This is a genomic window from Streptomyces sp. NPDC050145, from assembly GCF_044460245.1.
GTDB lineage: Bacteria > Actinomycetota > Actinomycetes > Streptomycetales > Streptomycetaceae > Streptomyces.
Genome location: NZ_JBITJS010000010.1, coordinates 90989 through 112719, shown reverse-complemented (window position 1 = coordinate 112719; position 21731 = coordinate 90989). Strand labels below are relative to the sequence as shown.

18 protein-coding genes are annotated in these 21731 nt (G+C 70.6%); 11 read left to right on the top strand and 7 right to left on the bottom strand.

All coding sequences use genetic code 11. From position 1 onward, the window contains the following. Positions 1-48: 48 nt before the first annotated feature. Together ACIBTU_RS21185 and ACIBTU_RS21180 are read left to right on the top strand one after the other, a co-directional pair. On the top strand, positions 49-1338 hold the full coding sequence (locus tag ACIBTU_RS21185; RefSeq protein ID WP_399127836.1) for an MFS transporter: 1290 nt from the start codon (positions 49-51) through the stop codon (positions 1336-1338). Continuing rightward, the gene (locus ACIBTU_RS21180; protein ID WP_399127835.1) at positions 1335-2633 is read left to right on the top strand and encodes an amidohydrolase; all 1299 of its coding nucleotides are present in this window, start codon (positions 1335-1337) and stop codon (positions 2631-2633) included. The genes ACIBTU_RS21185 and ACIBTU_RS21180 overlap by 4 nt, the downstream gene beginning before the upstream one ends. Before the next feature lie 99 nt (positions 2634-2732). On the opposite strand, the gene ACIBTU_RS21175 is transcribed toward ACIBTU_RS21180, so the two are convergent. Then, positions 2733-5021, bottom strand: coding sequence for a transglycosylase domain-containing protein (locus ACIBTU_RS21175; RefSeq protein WP_399128061.1), 2289 nt, complete (start codon positions 5019-5021; stop codon positions 2733-2735). Positions 5022-5277: 256 nt separating this feature from the next. Between ACIBTU_RS21175 and ACIBTU_RS21170 the strand changes: the two genes are divergently transcribed. From ACIBTU_RS21170 to ACIBTU_RS21150, 5 genes are all read left to right on the top strand, one after another. Further along, the gene (locus tag ACIBTU_RS21170; protein WP_399127834.1) at positions 5278-6219 is read left to right on the top strand and encodes an SPFH domain-containing protein; all 942 of its coding nucleotides are present in this window, start codon (positions 5278-5280) and stop codon (positions 6217-6219) included. Beyond that, complete coding sequence (locus tag ACIBTU_RS21165; protein WP_399127833.1) at positions 6216-6470, top strand: hypothetical protein; 255 nt, start codon at positions 6216-6218, stop codon at positions 6468-6470. The genes ACIBTU_RS21170 and ACIBTU_RS21165 overlap by 4 nt, the downstream gene beginning before the upstream one ends. A 113-nt stretch (positions 6471-6583) precedes the next feature. After that, positions 6584-7111, top strand: a complete 528-nt coding sequence (locus tag ACIBTU_RS21160) for a PadR family transcriptional regulator (RefSeq protein WP_399127832.1) — start codon at positions 6584-6586, stop codon at positions 7109-7111. Further along, entirely contained in the window at positions 7108-7794 is a 687-nt protein-coding gene (locus tag ACIBTU_RS21155; RefSeq protein ID WP_399127831.1) for an ABC transporter ATP-binding protein, read from the top strand. Before ACIBTU_RS21160 ends, ACIBTU_RS21155 begins: the two co-directional genes overlap by 4 nt. Then, positions 7791-10187 carry an FtsX-like permease family protein gene (locus ACIBTU_RS21150; RefSeq protein WP_399127829.1) on the top strand — a complete coding sequence of 799 codons (2397 nt, stop codon included), beginning with the start codon at positions 7791-7793 and terminating at the stop codon, positions 10185-10187. Before ACIBTU_RS21155 ends, ACIBTU_RS21150 begins: the two co-directional genes overlap by 4 nt. Before the next feature lie 218 nt (positions 10188-10405). Here the strand turns inward: ACIBTU_RS21150 and ACIBTU_RS21145 are convergent, their stop codons facing one another. Beyond that, positions 10406-11359, bottom strand: coding sequence for a LysR substrate-binding domain-containing protein (locus ACIBTU_RS21145; RefSeq protein ID WP_399127828.1), 954 nt, complete (start codon positions 11357-11359; stop codon positions 10406-10408). Between the two features lie 132 nt (positions 11360-11491). On the opposite strand from ACIBTU_RS21145, the gene ACIBTU_RS21140 reads away from it, so the two are divergent. Both ACIBTU_RS21140 and ACIBTU_RS21135 read left to right on the top strand, forming a co-directional pair. Continuing rightward, complete coding sequence (locus ACIBTU_RS21140) at positions 11492-12046, top strand: peroxiredoxin (RefSeq protein WP_399127827.1); 555 nt, start codon at positions 11492-11494, stop codon at positions 12044-12046. Positions 12047-12061: 15 nt separating this feature from the next. After that, positions 12062-12592, top strand: a complete 531-nt coding sequence (locus ACIBTU_RS21135) for an alkyl hydroperoxide reductase (RefSeq protein WP_188337119.1) — start codon at positions 12062-12064, stop codon at positions 12590-12592. Positions 12593-12726: 134 nt separating this feature from the next. On the opposite strand, the gene ACIBTU_RS21130 is transcribed toward ACIBTU_RS21135, so the two are convergent. The 4 genes from ACIBTU_RS21130 to ACIBTU_RS21115 all read right to left on the bottom strand — a co-directional run bounded on the left by ACIBTU_RS21130 (position 12727) and on the right by ACIBTU_RS21115 (position 17823). Next, positions 12727-14103: an AI-2E family transporter gene (locus ACIBTU_RS21130; RefSeq protein ID WP_399127826.1), complete on the bottom strand. Its 1377-nt coding sequence runs from the start codon at positions 14101-14103 to the stop codon at positions 12727-12729. A 116-nt stretch (positions 14104-14219) separates the two neighbouring features. Further along, positions 14220-14954, bottom strand: coding sequence for a transglycosylase SLT domain-containing protein (locus tag ACIBTU_RS21125; RefSeq protein WP_399127824.1), 735 nt, complete (start codon positions 14952-14954; stop codon positions 14220-14222). A 390-nt stretch (positions 14955-15344) separates the two neighbouring features. Next, positions 15345-16670 (bottom strand): PhoH family protein, encoded by a 1326-nt coding sequence (locus ACIBTU_RS21120; protein WP_399127823.1) that lies wholly within the window; start codon positions 16668-16670, stop codon positions 15345-15347. Between the two features lie 379 nt (positions 16671-17049). Then, positions 17050-17823: an isoprenyl transferase gene (locus tag ACIBTU_RS21115; RefSeq protein WP_399127822.1), complete on the bottom strand. Its 774-nt coding sequence runs from the start codon at positions 17821-17823 to the stop codon at positions 17050-17052. Between the two features lie 170 nt (positions 17824-17993). Here ACIBTU_RS21115 and mgrA point away from each other — a divergent pair, with 170 nt between their 5' ends. After that, on the top strand, positions 17994-19031 hold the full coding sequence (gene mgrA, locus ACIBTU_RS21110) for an L-glyceraldehyde 3-phosphate reductase (protein WP_384621117.1): 1038 nt from the start codon (positions 17994-17996) through the stop codon (positions 19029-19031). Between the two features lie 990 nt (positions 19032-20021). Further along, complete coding sequence (locus tag ACIBTU_RS21105) at positions 20022-21320, top strand: cytochrome P450 (protein ID WP_399127820.1); 1299 nt, start codon at positions 20022-20024, stop codon at positions 21318-21320. On the opposite strand, the gene ACIBTU_RS21100 is transcribed toward ACIBTU_RS21105, so the two are convergent. After that, positions 21317-21721: a hypothetical protein gene (locus ACIBTU_RS21100; RefSeq protein ID WP_399127819.1), complete on the bottom strand. Its 405-nt coding sequence runs from the start codon at positions 21719-21721 to the stop codon at positions 21317-21319. The two genes, ACIBTU_RS21105 and ACIBTU_RS21100, sit on opposite strands and share 4 nt — an antisense overlap. Between the last annotated feature and the right edge of the window lie 10 nt (positions 21722-21731).

The following is a 21731-nucleotide window of genomic DNA, read 5'->3' as shown; positions in this document are numbered from 1 at the left end:
TCCGAGCCGCTCCCCCACACCAGCACGCCCACTCTAGAAGGAGTGCCTGTGGCCCCACCGTCGCACAACCCCGGCAACGCCCCCGGGAAGGAGCGCCTCGATCGAGGCGCGAGGATCACCGTCGCCCTGCTGTTCGCCGCCTGGCTGATCGACTACGTCGACCGGCTCGTCATCAATCTGGCGCTGCCCTCGATCGGTGACGAGTTCGACCTGAGCCGCACCCAGCAGGGCGTGGCCGTCTCCGTCTTCTTCGTGGCGTACGCGCTGTGCCAGATCCCGGGCGGGATGCTGGCCGACCGGTTCGGCGCGAAGCGGGTCACCTGCTGGGCGCTGCTGATCTGGTCCGTGTTCACGGCGCTGACCGGCCTGGCGGGTTCGTTCGCGATCCTGCTGGTGGTGCGGTTCCTGTTCGGGGTGGCCGAGGGGATCTTCCCCGGCGCCTCGATGAAGGCGGTCAGCGAGCGAACGACGCCGGGCCAGCGGATGAGCGCCAACGGTCTGGTGCAGTCGTCGAACGCGGTGGCCGCCGTGGTCGCCCCGCTGGTCGCGGCTCCGCTCATCGCCCACTTCGGCTGGCGCTCGGCGTTCTTCAGCGTCGCCGCCGTCGGAGTGTTCGTGTACGCGGCGGTGCGGCTGTGGCTGCCGGAGCCGCAGGACGCCACCGTCCGGTCGGCGGCCCCGGCGGGCGGGACTCGTACGATCGTGCGCTCCGGCACCATGTGGGCATTCGCCGGGATGTTCTTCGGGTACGACATCATCGTGTGGGGCCTCAACACGTGGGTGCCGTCGTACCTGAGCGAGGAGCGCGGGCTCGCGCTGACCTCCGCCGGGGCGCTGGCCGTGGTGCCGGCGGCCGTGGCGACCGTCGCCGTGATCGTCGGCGGCCGGCTCGCGGACCGGTTCGAGGGGCATCAGCGCAAGGTCGTGGTGCCCGCGATGGCCGTGTCGTCGATCGCGCTGCTGCTGATGGCGACGGCCTCGGGCACGGCCGCGTTCGTGGCGTGGATGACCGTGGCGATCGGCTCCGCCTCCCTCTCGTACATGCCGGTCTTCGCGGTGCCGCTGCGCAGTCTGCCGCCCGCGCTGACCGGGGCGGCGGCCGGACTGATCACGTTCGGCGGGCAGCTCGGCGGGGTCGTCGCGCCGACCGCGATGGGGCTGCTCGCGGATGCCGCCGGGTTCACCGCCGCCTTCGGCTTCCTGGTGCTCGGTGCCGTCCTCGCGGCGGTGCTGTCCGTGTTCACCCCGCAGGACTCCCTCTCCTTCCGCCGGGCGCTGCGGCTGCCCGAGCCGGCGCCCTCACTTCTTCCCGTAGCAGCAGAAAGCGAGCAGGCATGACCACCGAGAGCACCACCGAGAGCTCCTCCCCCTTCGCCGGCGGCCTCGACGCGCACCTTCCCGAACTGCGCGCGCTCTACGAGGACTTGCACGCCCATCCCGAGCTGTCCCTGCAGGAGACGCGGACCGCGGGGATCGTCGCGGCGCGGCTGCGGGCGCAGGGCGGCTGGGAGGTGACCGAGGGCGTCGGCGGCACCGGTGTCGTCGGGGTGCTCCGCAACGGGGACGGGCCCGTCGTGCTGCTGCGCGCGGACATGGACGGGCTGCCGGTCCTGGAGGCGACGGGGCTGCCGTACGCGTCGGTGGCGCGGGCCACGGACCGGGACGGGAACGACGTGCCGGTGATGCACGCCTGCGGCCACGACATGCACGTGACGTGTCTGCTGGGGGCGGCGGCGCAGCTCGTCGCGCACCGGGGCGCGTGGCGCGGCACGGTCCTCGCGGTGTTCCAGCCGGCGGAGGAGACGGGTGAGGGCGCGCGGGACATGCTCGCGGACGGCTTCGCGGAGCGTTTCCCGCGACCCGACGTGTGTCTGGGCCAGCACGTGGGCCCGTTCCCGACGGGGATCGCGGTGACGCGGCCGGGTCCGGTGATGGCGGCGTCGGACAGTTTCCGGGTGCGGCTGTTCGGGCGGGGCGGGCACGGGTCGACGCCGGAGTCGACGGTGGACCCGGTGGTGATGGCGGCGGCGCTGGTGCTGCGGCTGCAGACGGTGGTGTCGCGCGAGGTGGGTGCCTCGCAGGCGGCGGTCGTGACGGTGGGCGCGCTGCACGCCGGCACGAAGGAGAACATCATTCCGGACGAGGCCGAGCTGAAGCTGAACATCCGGTCGGTGGACGAGTCGGTGCGGGAGCGGGTTCTCGCGGCGGTCCGCCGGATCGTCAAGGCGGAGGCGGAGGCGTCGGGGGCGCCGAAGGAGCCGGAGATCACCTCCCTCGGCACGTTCCCGGTCACGGTGAACTCGGCGGAGGCGACCGAGGTGACGGTCGGCGCGCTGCGCGGGACGCTCGGCGAGCAGGCGGTGGTCATGCTGCCGCATCCGATCAACGGCAGTGAGGACTTCGGCCTGTTCGGGGACGCGCTCGGGGTGCCGTCGGTGTTCTGGCACTTCGGCGGCGCGGCCCTGGAGGCGTTCGCCGGGGTCGACTTCGATGCGGTGGCGACGCGCGGGCTGCCCCCGGAGATCCCGGTGAACCACTCCCCGCTCTACGCTCCGCTGCCGGAGCCGACGATCGAGCTGGGCGTGCGGTCGATGCTCGGGGCGGCGGGAGCGTGGCTGGGCGGGGCGGAGTGATCCGGGCCGTCTGACCTCCGTACGACGTCTGCTCTCCCTACGACGACGCAGGGGCGCCCGGAACCGTGTGGTTCCGGGCGCCCCTGTGTGTGGCCGGTGTCAGTTCTTCGGTTGGGTGCCGTTCCAGCCGCCCGTGTCTCCCCCGTCGCCGCCCGGGTCCTCCGGGATGCCGATGGTCGGGGTGCCCGTGTCGGTCGGCGGCTCGATCGTCGACGTCGGATCGTCCGTCGGCGGCTCGGTCGTCGGCTCGTCGGTCGGCGTCGACGGGCTGGTCGGCGGCTCCGTGGTCGGCTCGTCGCTCGGCGTCTCGGGTGCCGTCGGCTCGTCGCTGGGGGTGACCGGGGCCTGGGTGGTGGGCTCGACGCCCGCGCCCATGTCGGTGTCCAGGTCGAAGCGCTCGCCGGAGTTCGTGGTGTTGAAGGTGTACTGGGCCCAGATGCGGGCCGGGAAGCTGCCACCGTTGACCCGGCCGCCGCCGGCCGCGCCGGACAGCGAGACCTGGGCGCCCTGGGTGACCTTCACCGGCTTGTCGTTGCCGCACTGGGTGGTGCCGGCCTTGGCCGCCTCGCCGAACATGCCGACGGAGGTGACCAGGTCGGGGGTGTAGCCGGTGAACCAGGCCGAGCGGTTGCAGTCGGACGTACCGGTCTTGCCGGCGACCTGCTGGCCCGCGCGGCCCGGGTTGTCGCGGACGGAGGTGCGGGCCGTACCGTCGTCGACCACGCCGGTGAGCACCGAGGTGACGGAGTCGGCGGCGGCCCGGCTGATGACCTGCTCGCCGGACTGCTCCGGCAGGTCGAGCTTCTGGCCGGCCAGGGACACCGACTTCACGAGCTGCGGGGTGACCAGCTTGCCGTGGTTGTCGAGGGTCGCGTAGACGCCGGCCATCTCCAGGGGGCTCGCGCCCATGGTGCCGAGGGTCTGGGCGTAGTACGGCTTGAGGTCGGCCTCGTCCATGCCGAGCTTCTTGGCGGTGTCCATGACCTGGTCCATGCCGACGTCGGCGCCCATCTGCGCGAAGACGGAGTTGATGGACTTGTTCATCGCGGTCTGGACGGTGACGTCGTCGTAGTCGACGTCGTCCTCGTTCGGCGGGGCGAAGCCCACCTCGCTGCCGCCTTCGACGACGGGGCGCTTGCTGGTGCCGTCGTAGACCGTGCCGGCCCGGATCGACTGGCCCTCCTGCGTCTTCGCGTTGTTCTCCAGCGCGGCGGCGAGGATGAGCGGCTTGAAGGTCGAGGCGGGCTGGTAGTCGGTGCGGGTCGCGTTGTTGCGCCAGTGCTTGTCGATGCCCTCGCCGCCGTACATGGCGAGGACCTTGCCGGTCTTCGGGTCGACGGAGACGGCGCCCGCCTGCACGTTCGCGTCGGTCTTGCGGCGCTTGGAGTCGAGCTGGTCGGTCAGCTGCTGCTTGACGGCCTTCTCGAGCTGCTTCTGCTTCTTGCGGTCGATGTTGAGCGTGATCGTGTAGCCGTGGGCGTCGAACTGGTCCTCGGTGAGGTTCAGTTCCTTCATGGCCTCGGCCTTGGCGGCCTGGTAGAGGTAGCCCTCCTGGCCCTGGAGGCCCGCGGCCGGCTTGGGGTCCTTGGGCGTCGGGAAGGTCATGCCGGCGCGCTCGCTCGCGCTGAGCCAGTGCATGTCGACCATGTTGTCGAGGACGTAGTTCCAGCGCTGCTTGACGAGCTTCTTGCCGGTGTCGGAGGCGATCGCCCAGTCGTACTGGTTCGGCGCCTGGAGCAGCGCGGCGAGGTACGCGCCCTGCTCGACCTTGAGCTCGGAGGCGTCGACTCCGTAGTAGGCCTGGGCGGCGGTCTGGATGCCCCAGGCGCCGCGGCCGTAGAAGCTGGTGTTGATGTAGCCCGCGAGGATGTCGTCCTTGGACTTCTTGCGGTCCACCTTCAGCGAGATGACCAGTTCCTTCAGCTTGCGCGAGACGGTCTGGTCCTGGGTCAGGTAGTAGTTCTTCACGTACTGCTGGGTGATCGTCGAACCACCCTGCTTGCCCTTGCCGGTGACCGTGTTGAGGACGCCGCGCGCGGTGCCCTTCAGGTCGATGCCCTGGTCCTTGTAGAACGTCTTGTTCTCGGCGGCCACGAAGGTGTGCTGGACGCCCTTGGGGACCTCGGACAGCTTGACGATCTCCCGGTTGACCTCGCCCACGCGGGCCATGGTCGAGCCGTCGCTGTACTTGTAGACGTTGCTCTGCAGGTCGGCTTCCGGGTTGCCCTCGGGTATGTCGATCACCATGTAGAGCACCACGAAGGCGCCCATGCACAGGAGCACGAACCCGAAGAAGGCCCCCAGCAGCTTCTTCCAGGTGAAGAAGCGGCGTATGCCCGAGGGCCGCGCCGCACGCCGGCCCGCATTCCTCGCATCCGCTCGGCCCATGACCTCGTCGCTCCGCTTCTCGTCCGCCAACATTCCTGATTCGTTCGGAATCAGCTCATGAAGCTAACACCGCCACTTAAGGCAAAACTGTGCCTTTCCGGTCATTTCCGGACGTGACAATCAGCACCTACCCCATGGGAACCGACGATCCAGACGGCCGGATGGTTGCCGTGCGCCGAAAAGTGATATCACTATGCTAGACAGCGTTCGCCCCGGACCGGGGGCGAACCGGCAGTTCAGGGGAACGGGGACAGTCATGTCAGAGACGGACACCACACCGGACGTCACGCCGGACGTGCCGGCCATGCCGAAGGCGCGCGTACGGGAGGTCACGGCGCACAGCATCGGGGGCGGGCTCGCGCTGCTGCTCGGCCTGCTCGGGCTCGCGGCGGGCGTGGTGCTGATCGTGGCGGCCACGACGCTGGACTCGGACGGCGCCAAGGCGCTGCTCATCGTGCTCGGTGTCGCGCTCGGGGTCGGCGCCTTCTTCGCGATGTGCGGGCTGAACATGGTGGCGCCGGGCGAGGCCCGCGTCGTCCAGCTCTTCGGCCGCTACCGGGGCACGATCCGCACCGACGGGCTGCGCTGGGTGAACCCGCTGACCTCGCGCACCAAGATCTCGACCCGGGTCCGCAACCACGAGACGGCGGTCCTCAAGGTCAACGACGCGTACGGCAACCCGATCGAGCTCGCCGCGGTCGTCGTGTGGCGGGTCGAGGACACCGCGCAGGCCACGTTCGAGGTGGACGACTTCCTGGAGTTCGTCTCGACGCAGACCGAGGCGGCCGTCCGGCACATCGCCATCGAGTACCCGTACGACGCCCATGACGAGGGCGGCCTGTCGCTGCGCGGGAACGCGGAGGAGATCACCGAGAAGCTGGCCGTCGAGCTGCACGCACACGTGGAGGCGGCCGGCGTCCAGATCATCGAGTCCCGGTTCACGCATCTCGCCTACGCTCCGGAGATCGCCTCGGCGATGCTGCAGCGGCAGCAGGCGGGGGCGGTCGTCGCGGCGCGGCGGCAGATCGTCGACGGGGCCGTCGGGATGGTCGAGGCGGCGCTGGCGCGGATCGCGGAGCAGGATTTCGTGGCACTGGACGAGGAGCGGAAGGCGGCGATGGTGAGCAACCTGTTGGTCGTGCTGTGTGGTGACCGTGCGGCGCAGCCGGTCCTGAACACGGGGACGCTCTACCAGTGACCCCTCCCCCGCCTCCGCCACCGCCTCCGGCGCGGAAGCAGGTGCTGTTGCGGCTCGATCCCGCTGTGTACGAGGCGCTGGCGCGGTGGGCCGGGGACGAGCTGCGCTCCGCGAACGCGCAGATCGAGTTCCTGTTGCGCAGGGCTCTCGCCGAGGCCGGGCGGTTGCCCGGCGGGGCGGCGCCCATTGCCCGGCGGGGGCGCCCGCCCAAGAGCTCGGACGGTTCGGAGGGTTCGGCGGCTGACGGCTGACGGCTGAGTGTGGCTGGTCGCGCAGTTCCCCGCGCCCCTGGAAGTGCACACTTCGTGCGCAACTCCAGGGGCGCGTATACACCCGGGGTATACACACGGTGTATAGTCACGTCATGTCCATCGGCCACACCCTTCTCGGGCTGCTCGAATCAGGGCCCCGCCACGGTTACGACCTCAAGCGCACGTTCGACGAGACCTTCGGGCACGACAAGCCTCTGCACTACGGGCAGGTCTACTCGACGATGTCCCGTCTCCTGAAGAACGGGCTCGTCGAGGTCGACGGGATCGAGGCCGGCGGCGGCCCCGAGCGCAAGCGGTACGCGATCACCGACGCCGGCATCACGGACGTCCAGCAATGGCTGGCGACCCCGGAGAAGCCGGAGCCGTACCTCCAGTCGACCCTGTACACGAAGGTCGTCCTCGCGCTGCTCACCGACCGCGACGCGGCCGAGCTCCTCGACTCGCAGCGCGCCGAGCACCTGCGTCTCATGCGCATCCTCACCGACCGCAAGCGCAAGGGCGACCTCGCCGACCAACTGATCTGCGACCACGCCCTGTTCCACCTGGAAGCCGACCTGCGCTGGCTGGAACTGACCGCCGCGCGTCTCGACCGTCTCGCCGCGGAGGTGCGCCCCTCATGACCCCCTCCGGTTCCCTGCTGACCGCCGTCGACCTGCACAAGGCCTACGGCCCGACGCCCGCGCTCGACGGCGCCTCCTTCTCCGTACATCCCGGCGAGGTCGTCGCCGTGATGGGCCCGTCCGGTTCGGGCAAGTCGACGCTGCTGCACTGCCTCGCCGGGATCGTGACGCCGGACTCCGGCAGCATCACGTACGGCGGCCGCGACCTGACGGCCATGTCGGACGCGGAGCGCAGCGCGCTGCGCCGCGGCGAGTTCGGCTTCGTCTTCCAGTTCGGCCAGCTGGTCCCCGAGCTGACCTGCGTGGAGAACGTGGCGCTGCCGCTGCGGCTCAACGGCGTGCGGCGCAAGGAGGCCGAGCGCACGGCCGCCGGCTGGCTGGAGCGGCTGGAGGTCGACGACCTGGCCGACAAGCGGCCCGGGGAGATCTCCGGCGGCCAGGGCCAGCGCGTAGCGGTGGCCCGCTCGCTGGTGACGAACCCGCGCGTGCTGTTCGCCGACGAGCCGACCGGCGCCCTGGACTCGCTGAACGGTGAGCGGGTCATGGAGCTGCTGACGGAGGCGGCGCGGAGCACGAACGCCGCGGTCGTCCTGGTCACGCACGAGGCCCGGGTCGCCGCCTACTCCGACCGCGAGGTCGTGGTGCGCGACGGGAAGTCCCGGGACATGGAGTTCGCCCGATGACACTGCTCGACGACCGTCCGGCGGCGCCCACCCCGGCGCCCGTACGGCAGGGGCTCGGCGGCCGGCTGCGCGACCTCGGCATCGGCGTGCGGTGCGCGGTGGCCGGCGGCCGCGAGGGCTGGATCCGTACGCTGCTGACCGCGATCGGCGTGGGGTTCGGCGTGGCCGTGCTGCTGGGCGCGGCGTCCGTGCCGACGCTGCTGCAGGCGCGCGACGACCGGGGCGCCGCCCGGCAGTTCGGCATGGACACCGGCGGACAGCCCGACCGCTCGGACCGCTCGCTGCTGCTGAGCGACGCGTCCTCCGACTGGCGTGACGGGACGGTCGGCGGTTATCTGGTCCGCCCCGACGGCGCGCACCCCGCGCTGCCGCCCGGCGTCGACAAGCTGCCGGGACCGGGCGAGATGCTGGTCTCCCCCGCCCTGCGCGAGGTCCTCGCCTCCCCCGACGGCAAGCTCCTCAAGGAGCGCTACGCGTACCGCGACGTCGGCACGATCGCCCCGGCGGGCCTGAGCGACCCCTTCGACCTGTACGTCTACATCGGCTCCGACCGGCTCAGCACCGAGCGGGAGGCGCGGCGCGTCGACTTCTGGGGCCATGTGTACCCGACGCCGCCCATGGACCCGGTCCTGGTCCTCATGGTGGTGCTGGCCTGCGTGGTGCTGCTCGTGCCGGTGGCCATCTTCATCGCGACGGCCGTGCGCTTCGGCGGCGAGCGGCGCGACCGGCGGCTCGCCGCGCTGCGCCTGGTCGGCGCGGACGTGCGGATGACGCGGCGGATGGCGGCGGGCGAGGCCCTGTTCGGGGCGCTGCTCGGGGTGGTGTTCGGTGCCGGGTTCTTCCTGGCGGCGCGGCAGTTGCTCGCCCATGTCGAGGTGTGGCGGCTGTCCGCGTTCCCCTCGGACCTGTCGCCGGTCCCGGCGCTCGGGCTGCTGATCGTGGTGGCCGTGCCACTGGCGTCGATCGCGGTGACGGTGTTCGCACTGCGTTCGGTGGCGATCGAGCCGCTGGGCGTGGTCCGCAACCGCCGCACCCGGCCGCGCCGCCTGTGGTGGCGGCTGCCGATCCCGGTGGCCGGCGGGGCGCTGCTCCTGACCTCGAACGCGGTCGGCGGCACGGACACCTTCGGGGTGGTCCGGGTCTCGGCGGGCATCGTGCTGGTCCTGCTGGGGCTGGTCCTGGCGCTGCCGTGGCTGGTCGAGGCGGTCGTACGGCGGCTGCGCGGCGGTCCGGTGCCGTGGCAACTGGCCACGCGCAGGCTCCAGTTGTCCAGCACGGCCGCGAGCCGTGCGGTCGCGGGGATCACCATCGCGGTGGCCGGCGGCATCGCCCTGCAGATGTTCACGGTCGGGGTCAGCGACGACTTCACGAAGTCCACCGGAAAGCAGCCTCAGGGGGCCCAGATGCTCGCCCAGTCCGGCTTCCCGGACCGGGCACTGGGTCGGCGGATGGTGGACGAGTTCCGCCGGAACGAGGGCGTGCGGAAGGTCGTCGCCACCGTCGACACGTGGGCCGGCGCGGAGGACGCGAAGCCGGACGAGCACGGGTACACCCCGTCGGTCTCGCTCTCCGTCGGCCCCTGTTCCGCGCTGCGCGAGCAGGCGAAGGTGACCTCGTGCCGGGACGGGGACGTGTTCCGGGTGCTCGGCTCGGGCGACGCGTCCATGGACCGGGAGCTGAAGGAGATCGGCCGCCCGGGCGCGCGGCTCGTCACCGGCGACGTGGGTGACGGGGAGTCGCCCGACCATGCGGTGCGCTGGACACTTCCGAAGGACACCCGCACCGTCCAGTCCCGCCGCTCCGCCTTCGGCGGCCGCTTCAGCGGCATCTACGCCACCCCCGCCGCGTTCGACACGGGCGCGCTGAGCAATGGGGTGACGTCGGCCCAGATCGAGGTCGACGAGTCGGTGCCGGACGCCGTCGAGCACGTGCGCAACGTGGCGTTCCAGGTGGACCCGAGCATGCGGGTGTGGACCGTGCGGTCGACCGAGCGGGACAAGACGTACGAGAGCATTCTGCGGGGGCTGTTCACCGCGGCGGCGATCACGATCTCACTCATCGCGGCGTCCATGCTGATCACGCAGATCGAGCAACTGCGGGAGCGCAGGCGGCTGTTGTCGGTGCTCGTCGCGTACGGGACGCGGCGGTCGACGCTGGCGTGGTCGGTGTTGTGGCAGACGGCGATCCCGGTGGTGCTCGGGATGGGGCTCGCGGTGGCGGGCGGTCTGGCGCTCGGCTGGCTGACCCTCCGCATGGCGGGCAAACCGGTGACGGACTGGCTCCTGTTCCTCCCGCTGGTCGGCGTGGGCGCGGCAGCCATCCTGGCCGTGACCCTCCTCTCCCTCCCCCCGCTCTACCGCCTGATGCGCCCGGAGGGCCTCCGCACGGAGTAGCCCTCCGGGGGCGGATACCCGGGGTACCGCTCTGCCCGGGGGCACCGGGGGCGCGGCCCCTGAGATAGCGCACGCAGTGCGCATCTCAGGGGCGCGGGGAACTGCGCGCCCAGCCACGACGGCGCGACACCCGGCGACGATGCTCAGCCCCTACGGCGGCACCCGTCCGCGCACCCAGCAGACGCACACCGGCACGGCGTGCTGCCGAAGCGGGGCCGCTAGAGGACCCGGACCGGCAAACCGGTCAACGCCCCCCGAAGCGCCGCCGCCAACTCCTCGTACTCGGCGCCGCGAGCCGCCCCCGCACGCATCGCGAACGCCACCCGCCGGGAAGGCGCGGGCTCGGCGAAATACCCGGTGAGAAGCTGCGCGCTGCGGCTGGTCTCGACCGACACGGCGGTCCGGGGAAGCAGGGTCACGCCCAGCCCCCCGGCGACCAGTTGGACCAGCGTCGAGAGCCCCGCCGCGGTCGTCGTCACCGGAACGTCGTCCCGCCCCGCCTCCCGGCAGATGTCCAGCGCCTGGTCCCGCAGGCAGTGCCCCTCGTCGAGCAGCAGAAGGTTCAGCTCGCGCAGGGCGTCCCGGGGAATCCCCTCCCTCCCGCCGAGCCAGTGGTCGATCGGGGTGACCAGCACGAAGTCCTCGTCGAACAAGGGGATTTCGGCGATCCCCGGCACCCCGAGCGGCACGGCGAGCAGCAGCAGGTCGAGCCGCCCGGCGGTGACGCCCTCCAGCAGGGAGGAGGTCTGCTCCTCGTGGACCTGGAGGTCGAGATCCGGGTACCGGTCGTGCACGAGCCGCAGCAGGGTCGGCAGCAGGTAGGGCGCGATCGTGGGGATGACCCCGAGCCGCAGCACCCCGGTGAACGGAGCCCGTACGGCCTCCGCCTCCTCGACGAGCGCCCCGACCTCGTCGAGCACGGCCCGCGCCCGTACGGCGATGCGCTCCCCGGCCGGCGAGAGCAGCACCTTGCGCGTCGTACGCTCGACGAGGGTCACCCCGAGCGTCTCCTCCAGCGCGGACACGGCCCCGGACAGCGCGGGCTGGCTCATCCCGATCGCGGCCGCCGCGTCCCTGAAGTGCAGATGCTCCGCGACCGCGGCGAACGCCCGCAGTTGCGCCAGGCTGGGCTGCCGGCGCTTCAGGCCCGGCTTTCCGCTCGATACGGCCACTGATAGCCACCTCCGATCAACACGACCGAGTCTAGCTATTTCCGTAATCAATGCACGGTGTGCCACGATCATGAGCAGTCCAACCCATGGAAAGGCCCTCAAAAGGGGCCTTTCTCGCTGCAAGGAGAGCACGTGCTCACTGTCGGTGACAAGTTCCCCACCTTCGACCTCACTGCCTGCGTCTCGCTGGAGAAGGGCAAGGAGTTCGCGCAGATCGACCACAAGACCTACGAGGGCAAGTGGAAGATCGTCTTCGCGTGGCCCAAGGACTTCACCTTCGTGTGCCCGACCGAGATCGCCGCGTTCGGCAAGCTGAACGACGAGTTCGCCGACCGTGACGCCCAGATCCTCGGCTTCTCCGGCGACTCCGAGTTCGTGCACCACGCCTGGCGCAAGGACCACCCGGACCTGACGGACCTGCCCTTCCCGATGCTGGCCGACTCGAAGCACGAGCTCATGCGTGACCTCGGCATCGAGGGCGAGGACGGCTTCGCGCAGCGCGCCGTCTTCATCGTCGACCAGAACAACGAGATCCAGTTCACGATGGTGACCGCCGGTTCCGTGGGCCGTAACCCCAAGGAGGTCCTGCGGGTCCTCGACGCCCTGCAGACCGACGAGCTGTGCCCGTGCAACTGGAGCAAGGGCGACGAGACCCTCGACGCGGTCGCGCTGCTCTCGGGCGAGTGAGCGGAGTCCTCTGACATGGCACTCGACGAACTGAAGTCCGCCATACCGGACTACGCCAAGGACCTGAAGCTCAACCTGGGCTCGGTCATCGGCAACTCGGACCTGCCGGCCCAGCAGCTGTGGGGCACGGTCCTCGCGACCGCCATCGCCTCCCGCTCGCCGCGCGTGCTGCGCGAGCTGGCTCCCGAGGCCGAGGCGAACCTGTCGCCGGAGGCGTTCAAGGCCGCGAAGTCGGCGGCCGCCATCATGTCGATGAACAACGTCTTCTACCGCACGCGTCACCTGCTCTCGGACGACGAGTACGGGACGATGCGCGCGGGTCTGCGGATGAACGTCATCGGCAACCCCGGCGTCGACAAGATCGACTTCGAGCTGTGGTCGTTCGCCGTCTCGGCGATCAACGGCTGCGGGATGTGCCTCGACTCGCACGAGCAGGTGCTCCGCAAGGCCGGCGTCGAGCGCGACGTCATCCTGGAGTCCTTCAAGATCGCCTCGGTCATCCAGGCGGTCGCGGTGACCCTGGACGCGGAAGCTGCGCTGGCGTAACGGGTCATCACGAGTGAACCGGGGTCGGATTCGTCCGGCCCCGGTTTTCTCATGTCACGGGGCTCCGCCCCGGACCCCGCTCCTCAATCTCCCCCAGACTTCGTCCGGGGGGACCCCCAAGGGGCTTGAGTTGGTCACCCCCCGGAGGGGCTCGCGTCGACTGCCGTCGCCCCGCGCGGCTCCGGCGTCTGCCGAAGCGCCTCGCCCCGGGACCATGCCCGTAGGTAGACGACCACCGTGTTGGTCACCGCGACCAGGGGCACCGCCACCACCGCGCCGCCGATCCCGGAGACCATTCCGCCCGCGGCGACCGCCAGGACGACGGCCAGGGGGTGGACCCGTACCGCGCGACCGAGGATGAAGGGCTGCAGGATGTGGCCCTCGATCTGCTGCACCGCGAGGACGACCGCCAGCGTCATCACCGCCGTGAACACGCCCTGGGTGACCAGTGCGACGACCACCGCGAGCGCCCCGGACACGACCGCGCCGACGAGCGGGATGAACGCGAACAGGAAGATGAAGACGGCGAGCGGCACCGCCATGGGGACGTCGAGGAAGAAGATGCCGAGGCCGATGAAGATGGCGTCGATCAGGGCGACTATGACCGTGCCGCGCACGTACGCCGTGAGCGTGCGCCAGGCCCTCGGCCCCGCGCCCGCGATGCCCGGACGGGCCTGCGCGGGGACGAGCTTGAGCGTCCAGTCCCAGATGCGCCGGCCGTCGTAGAGCAGGAAGAGCGTCGAGAACATCGTCAGGAGGATGCCGGTCATCGCCTCGACGATGACGGTGACACCTTCGAGGCCCGCGGACGTGATCTCGTCCGTGTTCGCCCCGATCGCCTCGCGCAGCGACTTGGCGATGTCGTTGATCTGATCCTCGGTGACATGGAACGGGCTGTTGAGCAGCCACTTGCGCAGCTCGTCGATGCCGTCCTGGACCTGGTCGGAGAGCGCGTCGATGTTCTCCTGGACCTGCCAGACGACGAACCAGCCGACGAGGCCCATGATGACGAAGCCGAGGATCGCGGTCAGGGCGGTGGCGAGTCCGCGCGGGACGCCGTGGCGGCGCAGCCGGGCCACGGTCGGCTGGAGCAGCGCGGTGATGAGCAGTGCCGCGATGAACGCGAACACCACCAGCTGCACCGAGCTGATGACCTTGATCAGGACCCAGAGGGCGCCCGCGAGCACGAGGAGCCGCCAGCCGGCCTCGGCGGCGACCCTCAGGCCCCAGGGGACGGCGGCGACGGGCTCGGGCCGGGCGGCGACGGCGGGCGCGTAGGCCGGCGGGGCGGGCACGTGCTCCTGCCGCGACTCGACCGACGCCGGCTCGGGCTCAGCGACTGGCTCGGCCGCAGGCTCCGTGGCGGGCTCGGGCCGTACGGGGTCCGGGAGTTCGGACTCCTCCTCCCGTTCGACCTCCGCGCGGCGTTCGTCCAGGCGCTCGTCCAGACGCTCGCCCAACATGCTGATGCCGGCGCCTACTCTGCCGAGCCAGCCTGGCACTCGCGACATGATCCGTCCTCTTCCCCCGTGCCTCATCGCCGCTCAGACCGTACATGGCCGAAGCCCCTCACCGTATGACGGTGAGGGGCTTCGGGAGGTTGAGCTGGGTACGGCTCGGTACCGGCTCAGTACCAGTTGTTCGCCTGCCAGAAGGTCCAGGCCTCACACGGACTGCCGTAGCGGCTGTTCATGTAGTTGAGGCCCCACTTGATCTGGGTGGCGGGGTTGGTCTGCCAGTCGGCGCCGGCCGAGGCGTACTTGCCCGCGGGCAGCGCCTGGAAGAGGCCGTAGGCGCCGGAGGAGGCGTTGACCGCCTTGTAGTTCCAGCTGGACTCGTGGTTCACGATGTTGCTGAAGCACTGGAACTGACCGGACGGCACCATGGAGCGGGCCATCGACTGGATCTGCGACACGGAGTAAGAGGCCTGCGGCGCGAAGCTCGAAGCGTCGCGGGACGCGGAGCGGCTGGCGGCCTGCTTCTTGGCCTCCTCGCGCTCCTTGGCCTCCTTCTCGGCCTTCTCCTTCGCGGCCTGCGCGTCCTGCTGCTTGGCGATCGCGTCCTCGGCGGCCTGCTTACGGGCCGACTCCTCCGCGGTCTTCTGGGCAGCGGTGTCGGCCGCGATGGCCTGGGTCTGCGCCTGCTGCTGCAGCGACGAGGTCTGCACCTGCGCCTGCTGACCGACAGGGACGTCCGCGAGGAGGGTCGCGTCGCTCGCCGTGGCGGCCTCTGCCTCGTTCGAGGGCTGGCCGGTGCTGCCCGAGGCAACACCCACGACTGCGCCGACTGTGGTGACCGCGGTGGCAGAGGCCACTGCGAATCCCCGGACCGAAATCCGGCTCACACGGTTTCCTTCCAGCATCGCCCGCTGTGGTGTGACCCTCGCGGACGCAATCTTGCCCCTGGCGCAGGCCTCCCAACTGACGGGTCACGGGAGGCACGGACCCGGTGGGCAACTCCCGAGAGGGAGGCGCCGCGTGGTGCTCGGGCGGCATACGACATTCGTTATGGAGTTCGAGGTGCAGCTGGTGCCGCGGTGGTGCCGTACCGCTGGGGGTACAGAAGTGTCGTATGCGGGGCCTGACAGGACCGTGACTCTGCCGTATGGCGATGCCGTGAAGCAATTCTGTGCTGCGTGGGAAACGTCACACCCCGTTTGCCCCACGGGTTTTACGGAAACGAGCACACGCCAAGACGCCGCCCGGCTAAGCTCTCAGGCTTTGCCGGGCGGCGCCAAGTACCCCCAAACGGGCTAGATCTGACCGTCCTCCAGCATTTCGGTCACCAGAGCCGCGATCTGCGACCGCTCCGAGCGCGTCAGCGTGACGTGCGCGAACAGCGGATGACCCTTCAGCTTCTCGACGACGGCCACGACTCCGTCGTACCGGCCCACCCTCAGGTTGTCGCGCTGGGCGACGTCATGAGTGAGGACGACACGGGAATTCGCGCCGATACGGGACAGAACGGTCAACAGGACGTTCCGCTCCAGCGATTGGGCCTCGTCCACGATCACGAACGCGTCGTGCAGCGAGCGGCCGCGGATGTGGGTGAGCGGCAGGACCTCCAGCATCCCGCGCGACGTGACCTCCTCGATGACCTCGCGGGTGGTGACGGCCGAGAGGGTGTCGAAGACGGCCTGTGCCCACGGCCCCATCTTCTCGGCCTCGGAGCCCGGCAGATAGCCGAGCTCCTGCCCGCCGACCGCGTACAGCGGCCGGAAGACCATCACCTTCTTGTGCTGGCGGCGCTCCAGGACCGCCTCCAGGCCCGCGCACAGCGCGAGCGCCGACTTGCCGGTGCCGGCCCGGCCGCCCATCGAGACGATGCCGACGTCCGGGTCGAGCAGCAGATCGAGCGCGATCCGCTGTTCGGCGCTGCGGCCCTTGAGGCCGAAGGCCTCCCGGTCGCCGCGCACGAGCCGGACGTTGCCCTCCGGCGTGACCCGGCCGAGGGCCTTGCCGCGCTCGGAGTGGATCGTCAGGCCCGTGTGGACGGGCATGTCTGCCGCCTCGGGGACGTAGAGGCTGTCCTCCTCGAAGAGCAGGTCCACCTGTTCGGCGGGGAGCGTCAGTTCGGACATTCCGGTCCAGCCGGAGTCCGTGATGGCGAGCTCGGCCCGGTACTCCTCGGCGAGGAGTCCGACCGAGGACGCCTTGATCCGCAGCGGCAGATCCTTCGACACGACCGTGACGTCGTACCCCTCGGCCTGCAGATTGCGGGCGACCGCGAGGATCCGGGAGTCGTTGTCGCCCAGGCGGTAGCCGGACGGGAGGATTCCCGGGTCGGAGTGGTTGAGCTCGACGCGGAGCGTTCCGCCCAGTTCGCCCGTGGGGATCGGGGCATCCAGACGTCCGTGCCGGATCCGGTAGTCGTCCAGCAGGCGCAGGGCCTGCCGGGCGAAGTAGCCGAGTTCCGGATGCTGCCGCTTGGCCTCCAGTTCCGTGACCACGACGACCGGCAGCACGACTTCGTGCTCGTCGAAGCGGGTCATGGCGTTCGGATCGGCCAGCAGGACGCTGGTGTCGAGAACATAAGTGCGCCGGTCGGGCTTGCGGAGGCGCTTGTTGCTGGTCACCACGAAGGACGTACCCCCTCGGAATGAGGTCGGGCGAGCGACGGAGGAGTTGTCGGGCCGGGAGGGTGGGAGAAGACCACCGGTCGTCGGCCGCGCTGCGCGGGCCGAGACCGGCCCTCCAAGTCGTCTTCCGTACGCTTCTGCGTGCGGTCGTCCTGGTGCAAAGGGCCTCCCGGGCGGGCAGCCCCGTGCCGCCCGCTGAGATGCGGTGTCCTTGGCGCGGACACCGACCTGGAGGGCTTATTCCCGCGAAAGAGCGCCGCCATGCAACGAGGCATGGCGGCGCGTTCGTTAACTCCTGATGACGCTTTATGTCCTGGTGGCGGGCGGGGCTCCGGAAGACTGTCCAGCCGCCTGCCCAGCCGCCTGACTAGCCACCTGACTAGCCGCCGAAGCGGCGGTGGCGGGCCGCGTAGTCACGCATGGCGCGCAGGAAGTCGACCTTGCGGAAGGCGGGCCAGAAGACGTCGCAGAAGTAGTACTCGGAGTGGGCGGTCTGCCAGAGCATGAAGCCGGACAGGCGCTGCTCGCCGCTGGTGCGGATGACGAGGTCCGGGTCGGGCTGGGCGCTGGTGTAGAGGTGCCGGCCGATGGAGTCGATGTCGACGGCCTCGGCGACCTCTTCGAGGGTCTGCTTCTGCTCGGCGGCCTCGTGCAGCATGGAGCGGACGGCGTCGGCGATCTCCTGGCGGCCGCCGTAGCCGATCGCCACGTTCACCACTATCCCGTCGACGTGCGCGGTGGCCGCGTCGGCCTCCTTGAGCACGCTCCGCAGGCCGTCGGGCAGCAGGTCGGTGGCGCCGACGTGGTGGACGCGCCAGCGGCCGTCGGCGGCGAGGGAGCGGACCGTCTCCTCGATGATGCCGAGCAGCGGGACCAGCTCCTCCGGGGGCCGGTCGAAGTTGTCCGTCGACAGCAGCCACAGGGTGACGACCTCGACGTCCGTCTCGGTGCACCAGCCGAGGAACTCCTCGATCTTGGCGGCGCCCGCCTGGTGGCCCTGGGCGGGGGTGGATCCGGCCGCCTTCGCCCAGCGCCGGTTGCCATCCATGATGACCCCGATGTGCTTGGGCACCTGGTCGTGGTCCAGGTGGCCTTCCACCCGGCGCGCGTACAGCCTTACCAGCAGGCCGCGCAGCCTGTCGCGCAGGTTCACGGTCTTTTTCGCCCCTCCGTGCAGACGGCAGTCCCCGAGGGCGAAAGCCTACCCCTGTGCGGACGGGGGTCTGTGACGGGGTGCGCGGGGGCCGTGCGAGGGCTGTGCGGGGGCCGTGCGGGCGGGTGGGAGGCGGGTGCGGGACAGGGGACTGACGTAGTTTCGTCTCCATGAACGACACCTCTCCCTATGTCGCCGCGTCGGACCGTTACGACGCGATGGAGTACCGGCGCACGGGCCGCAGCGGCCTGAAGCTGCCCGCGATCTCGCTCGGCCTGTGGCACAACTTCGGTGACGACCGCACGCTGGACTCCCAGCGCGCGATCCTCCGCCGGGCCTTCGACCTGGGCGTGACGCACTTCGACCTGGCGAACAACTACGGACCGCCGCCCGGCTCCGCGGAGTTGAACTTCGGCAAGATCTTCGCGCAGGACTTCACCCCGTACCGGGACGAGCTGGTCGTCTCGACCAAGGCGGGCTATCTGATGCACCCCGGCCCGTACGGGGAGTGGGGCAGCCGCAAGTACCTGATGTCGTCGCTCGACGCGTCGCTGAAGCGGATGGGCCTCGACTACGTCGACATCTTCTACTCGCACCGGCCCGACCCGAACACGCCGCTCGAGGAGACGATGGGAGCGCTCGCATCGGCGGTGCAGCAGGGCAAGGCGCTGTACGTCGGTGTCTCCTCCTACAGCAGCGAGCAGACGGCCGAGGCGGCGCGGCTGCTGCGGGAGATGGGCGTCCCGGCGCTCATCCACCAGCCGTCCTACTCGATGATCAACCGCTGGACCGAGGACGACGGGCTGCTCGACACCCTCGAGGCGGCCGGCATGGGCTGCATCTCCTTCGTGCCGCTGGCGCAGGGGCTGCTGACGGGCAAGTACCTGAAGGGCATCCCCGAGGGTTCGCGGGCGACGCAGGGCAAGTCGCTCGACCCGAACCTGCTGAGCGACGAGGTGCTGCGCCGGCTGAACGGGCTGAACGACATCGCGCAGCGGCGCGGTCAGTCGCTGGCTCAGCTGGCGCTGACCTGGGTGCTACGGGACGAGCGGATGACGTCGGCGCTGATCGGCGCGTCCAGCGTGGGTCAGCTGGAGGAGAACGTGGCGGCGCTCGCGGGTCCGAAGCTGACGGCGGAGGAGCTCACGGAGATCGACTCGTTCGCCGTGTCGACGCCGGGTACGAACATCTGGGCCGGCCGGAGCTGAGCTGAGTCGAGCTGGGCCGAGAAAGAAAAAACGGGCCGGTCCGTGGGGGGGAGACGGACCGGCCCGAGGGGGGGTTTCCACCATAACCCTTCGTAAGTGATGCTGCGTGCATCGGCGCGCCATCACTACGCTCCGGAGTCGCTCGGCGACGGCCGACGGGCCCTTTTCGGCCGCTCCCCGGCGGGCTCACCGGCTTTCCGGGAGCGCCCGCGCCGGGCGTTTCGCGTGTCGCCGGGTGTCCCTCTCCCGTGTCCGTCACGCGGTTGACGTGGCACGCGGCACCGCGCAGCCCCCTCCACTGCGCGGTACCGCCGCGCAGCTTTGCTCACGCGAATTGCCGTTGGTCTGAACTTACGTGAGGTTTACGTGAGGATCGAGCGAAAAAGATAACGATGCGGAATCGCTTGCTCCGCCCCCTGTTCGGCGCCGTCCGGTTCGGGATCGTCCCGTCTCATCGCGGGCTGCGGGCCGGTGGGGGCTGGTCGCGCAGTTCCCCGCGCCCCTGAGGTGGCGCACGGCGTGCGCCACCTCATAGGGCGTGAAGGCGCGGCGAAGCCGCAGCCTTCGAGGGAAGGCTGCGCGCAGCGCATGCCTTCAGGGGCGCGGGGAACTGCGCGACCAGCCCCCGCCGGGCGGCACTCGGCGACGAGACCGGCGGAGCTGCGGCGCCCTCCGTCGGAGCTGCAACCGCCTCGGCGGTGGGCGCGTCGGAATCGGCGGGGTGGGGTGTCCGGCCTCACCTTGTTCTGGCGTGAATCGGTGTGGGTTACAGGTACCGGGAGGGGGGTCGGTGGGGGTGTCCCCCGGACGTTTCAGGGGGATGGCCCCTCTTCCGTGGGGCAGGGGGAACGCACGTACCCTTGGCGGACCCCGGCCGCTGTGAACATGCCGTCAGCGCGGCGGCGTTCCGCTCGAAACAACCGATTTGCCCGCCCGTTCGTTCTGTCCGTCTCCGGCGCAGCGATGCGACCACCGCAGAAATGCGAGCACATGTCCGTACGTTCCGCGATAGCCAGCTGGCTGACCCGCCTCTACTTCACCCGGCTTCGGAAGAAGGGGGGCAGTCTCGACCTCTCCATTCTGTCGAAGCTGCCCGAAGGCGCCCTGCTGCCGCTGCGCCGTGACGGCGTCGACCCGGTCCCCGAGATCGGCGCGCTGCGCGACCGTGAGCCCGTCAGCAAGCTGCCCATCCCCGGCATGACGGTGTGGCTCGTCTCCGGTTACGACGAGGCGAAGGAAGTCCTCGGCGACGCCAAGGCGTTCAGCAACGACTTCCGGCATCTGGTCGGCGTGGGCGGTGCCGGGGCCGACCAGAATCCGGGCGGTCTCGGGTTCTGCGACCCGCCGGACCACACGCGGCTGCGCCGGTTGCTGACCCCCGAGTTCACGATGCGGCGCCTGTCGCGGCTGACTCCGCGCATCCACGCGATCGTGGAGGAGCAGCTCGCGCAGTTGGAGAAGGCGGTCGCGGAGTCGCCGGACGGCACGGCGGATCTCGTCGAGCATTTCGCGATGCCGGTGCCGGCGCTCGTCATCTGCGAACTGCTCGGGGTGCCCTACGAGGAGCGGGACGCGTTCCAGCAGTTCTCCGTGGCGCGCTTCGACGTGCTGGGCGGCGCCGGGGCGTCCTTCGGCGCGGTGTCGGCGTCGCTGGACTATCTGCGCGGCGTCGTCGCCGAGCAGCGTCGCAACCCGGGCGAGGGTCTGCTCGGCATGCTGGTGCGTGAGCACGGCGACAACATCACGGACGAGGAGCTGACCGGCCTCGCGGACGGTGTCCTGACCGGCGGTCTGGAGACCACGGCGAGCATGCTCGCGCTGGGCACGCTGATCATGATGGAGGACCGGACGCACTTCGAGGCGATCCGGGAGGCCGAGGATCCGGCGACGGTCGCGGCGCCGTTCGTGGACGAGCTGCTGCGTCATCTGACGGTCGTGCAGACGGCGTTCCCGCGCTTCGCCCGTGCGGACACGGAGATCGGCGGGGTGGGGATCTCGTCCGGCGACATCGTCATCGTGTCGCTCAGCGCGGCCGACCGGGACCCGCGCCTGGGCGAGGACATGGACGCCTTCCTCCCCGCGCGCCCGCCGGCCGCCTCCCACCTGGCCTTCGGCTACGGCATACATCGCTGCATCGGCGCGGAGCTCGGCAAGATGGAGCTGCGGGCCGCGTTCCCCCAACTGGTACGCCGCTTCCCGGAGTTGCGCCTCGCGGTGCCGTCCTCGGAGCTGGAGTTCCGCAAGCTGTCGATCGTCTACGGCGTCGACACGCTCCCGGTGAAGCTCTAGACGTCGGCGCCGCGCGTCGAGCGGCGCATGCCGATGAGTTCGGCGACGGCGTGCAGCCAGCGGGCCGCCGCCTTCTCGGCGTCCGGCGCGTCCCCGGCGACCTGCCCCGCCTCCTCCAGCCACGCACGCAGCAGCGCGGACGCCTCCGGCGACGGAAGCGGCTCGCTCAGCTCCGCCGCGTACCGGATTCCGCCCGCCCGCACGATCTTGCCGACGTAGGCGACGGACCGGGGCAGCACCCCGAGCCGGTCCAGGGTGACGGCGGCGGCGATCACCCCGTCCCCGAACAGCGCGGTACGGAATTCCGGCCGCGTGAGCCCGTAGCGGAGCAGCGCGGCGACGTCCGTCTCGGCGAGCAGCTGGTCGTCGGTGCGGGGCGGGGGCGTGGGCGTGGATGACATGGGGTGGACC

What these genes read in the sequence shown, in the direction of transcription:
- ACIBTU_RS21180 (WP_399127835.1), top strand. Translation starts at nt 1,335, where the DNA reads ATGACCACCGAGAGCACCACCGAGAGCTCCTCCCCCTTCGCCGGCGGC.
- ACIBTU_RS21175 (WP_399128061.1), bottom strand. Translation starts at nt 5,021, where the DNA reads ATGGGCCGAGCGGATGCGAGGAATGCGGGCCGGCGTGCGGCGCGGCCC.
- ACIBTU_RS21170 (WP_399127834.1), top strand. Translation starts at nt 5,278, where the DNA reads ATGTCAGAGACGGACACCACACCGGACGTCACGCCGGACGTGCCGGCC.
- ACIBTU_RS21160 (WP_399127832.1), top strand. Translation starts at nt 6,584, where the DNA reads ATGTCCATCGGCCACACCCTTCTCGGGCTGCTCGAATCAGGGCCCCGC.
- ACIBTU_RS21155 (WP_399127831.1), top strand. Translation starts at nt 7,108, where the DNA reads ATGACCCCCTCCGGTTCCCTGCTGACCGCCGTCGACCTGCACAAGGCC.
- ACIBTU_RS21150 (WP_399127829.1), top strand. Translation starts at nt 7,791, where the DNA reads ATGACACTGCTCGACGACCGTCCGGCGGCGCCCACCCCGGCGCCCGTA.
- ACIBTU_RS21135 (WP_188337119.1), top strand. Translation starts at nt 12,062, where the DNA reads ATGGCACTCGACGAACTGAAGTCCGCCATACCGGACTACGCCAAGGAC.
- ACIBTU_RS21130 (WP_399127826.1), bottom strand. Translation starts at nt 14,103, where the DNA reads ATGTCGCGAGTGCCAGGCTGGCTCGGCAGAGTAGGCGCCGGCATCAGC.
- ACIBTU_RS21125 (WP_399127824.1), bottom strand. Translation starts at nt 14,954, where the DNA reads ATGCTGGAAGGAAACCGTGTGAGCCGGATTTCGGTCCGGGGATTCGCA.
- mgrA (WP_384621117.1), top strand. Translation starts at nt 17,994, where the DNA reads ATGAACGACACCTCTCCCTATGTCGCCGCGTCGGACCGTTACGACGCG.
- ACIBTU_RS21105 (WP_399127820.1), top strand. Translation starts at nt 20,022, where the DNA reads ATGTCCGTACGTTCCGCGATAGCCAGCTGGCTGACCCGCCTCTACTTC.
- ACIBTU_RS21100 (WP_399127819.1), bottom strand. Translation starts at nt 21,721, where the DNA reads ATGTCATCCACGCCCACGCCCCCGCCCCGCACCGACGACCAGCTGCTC.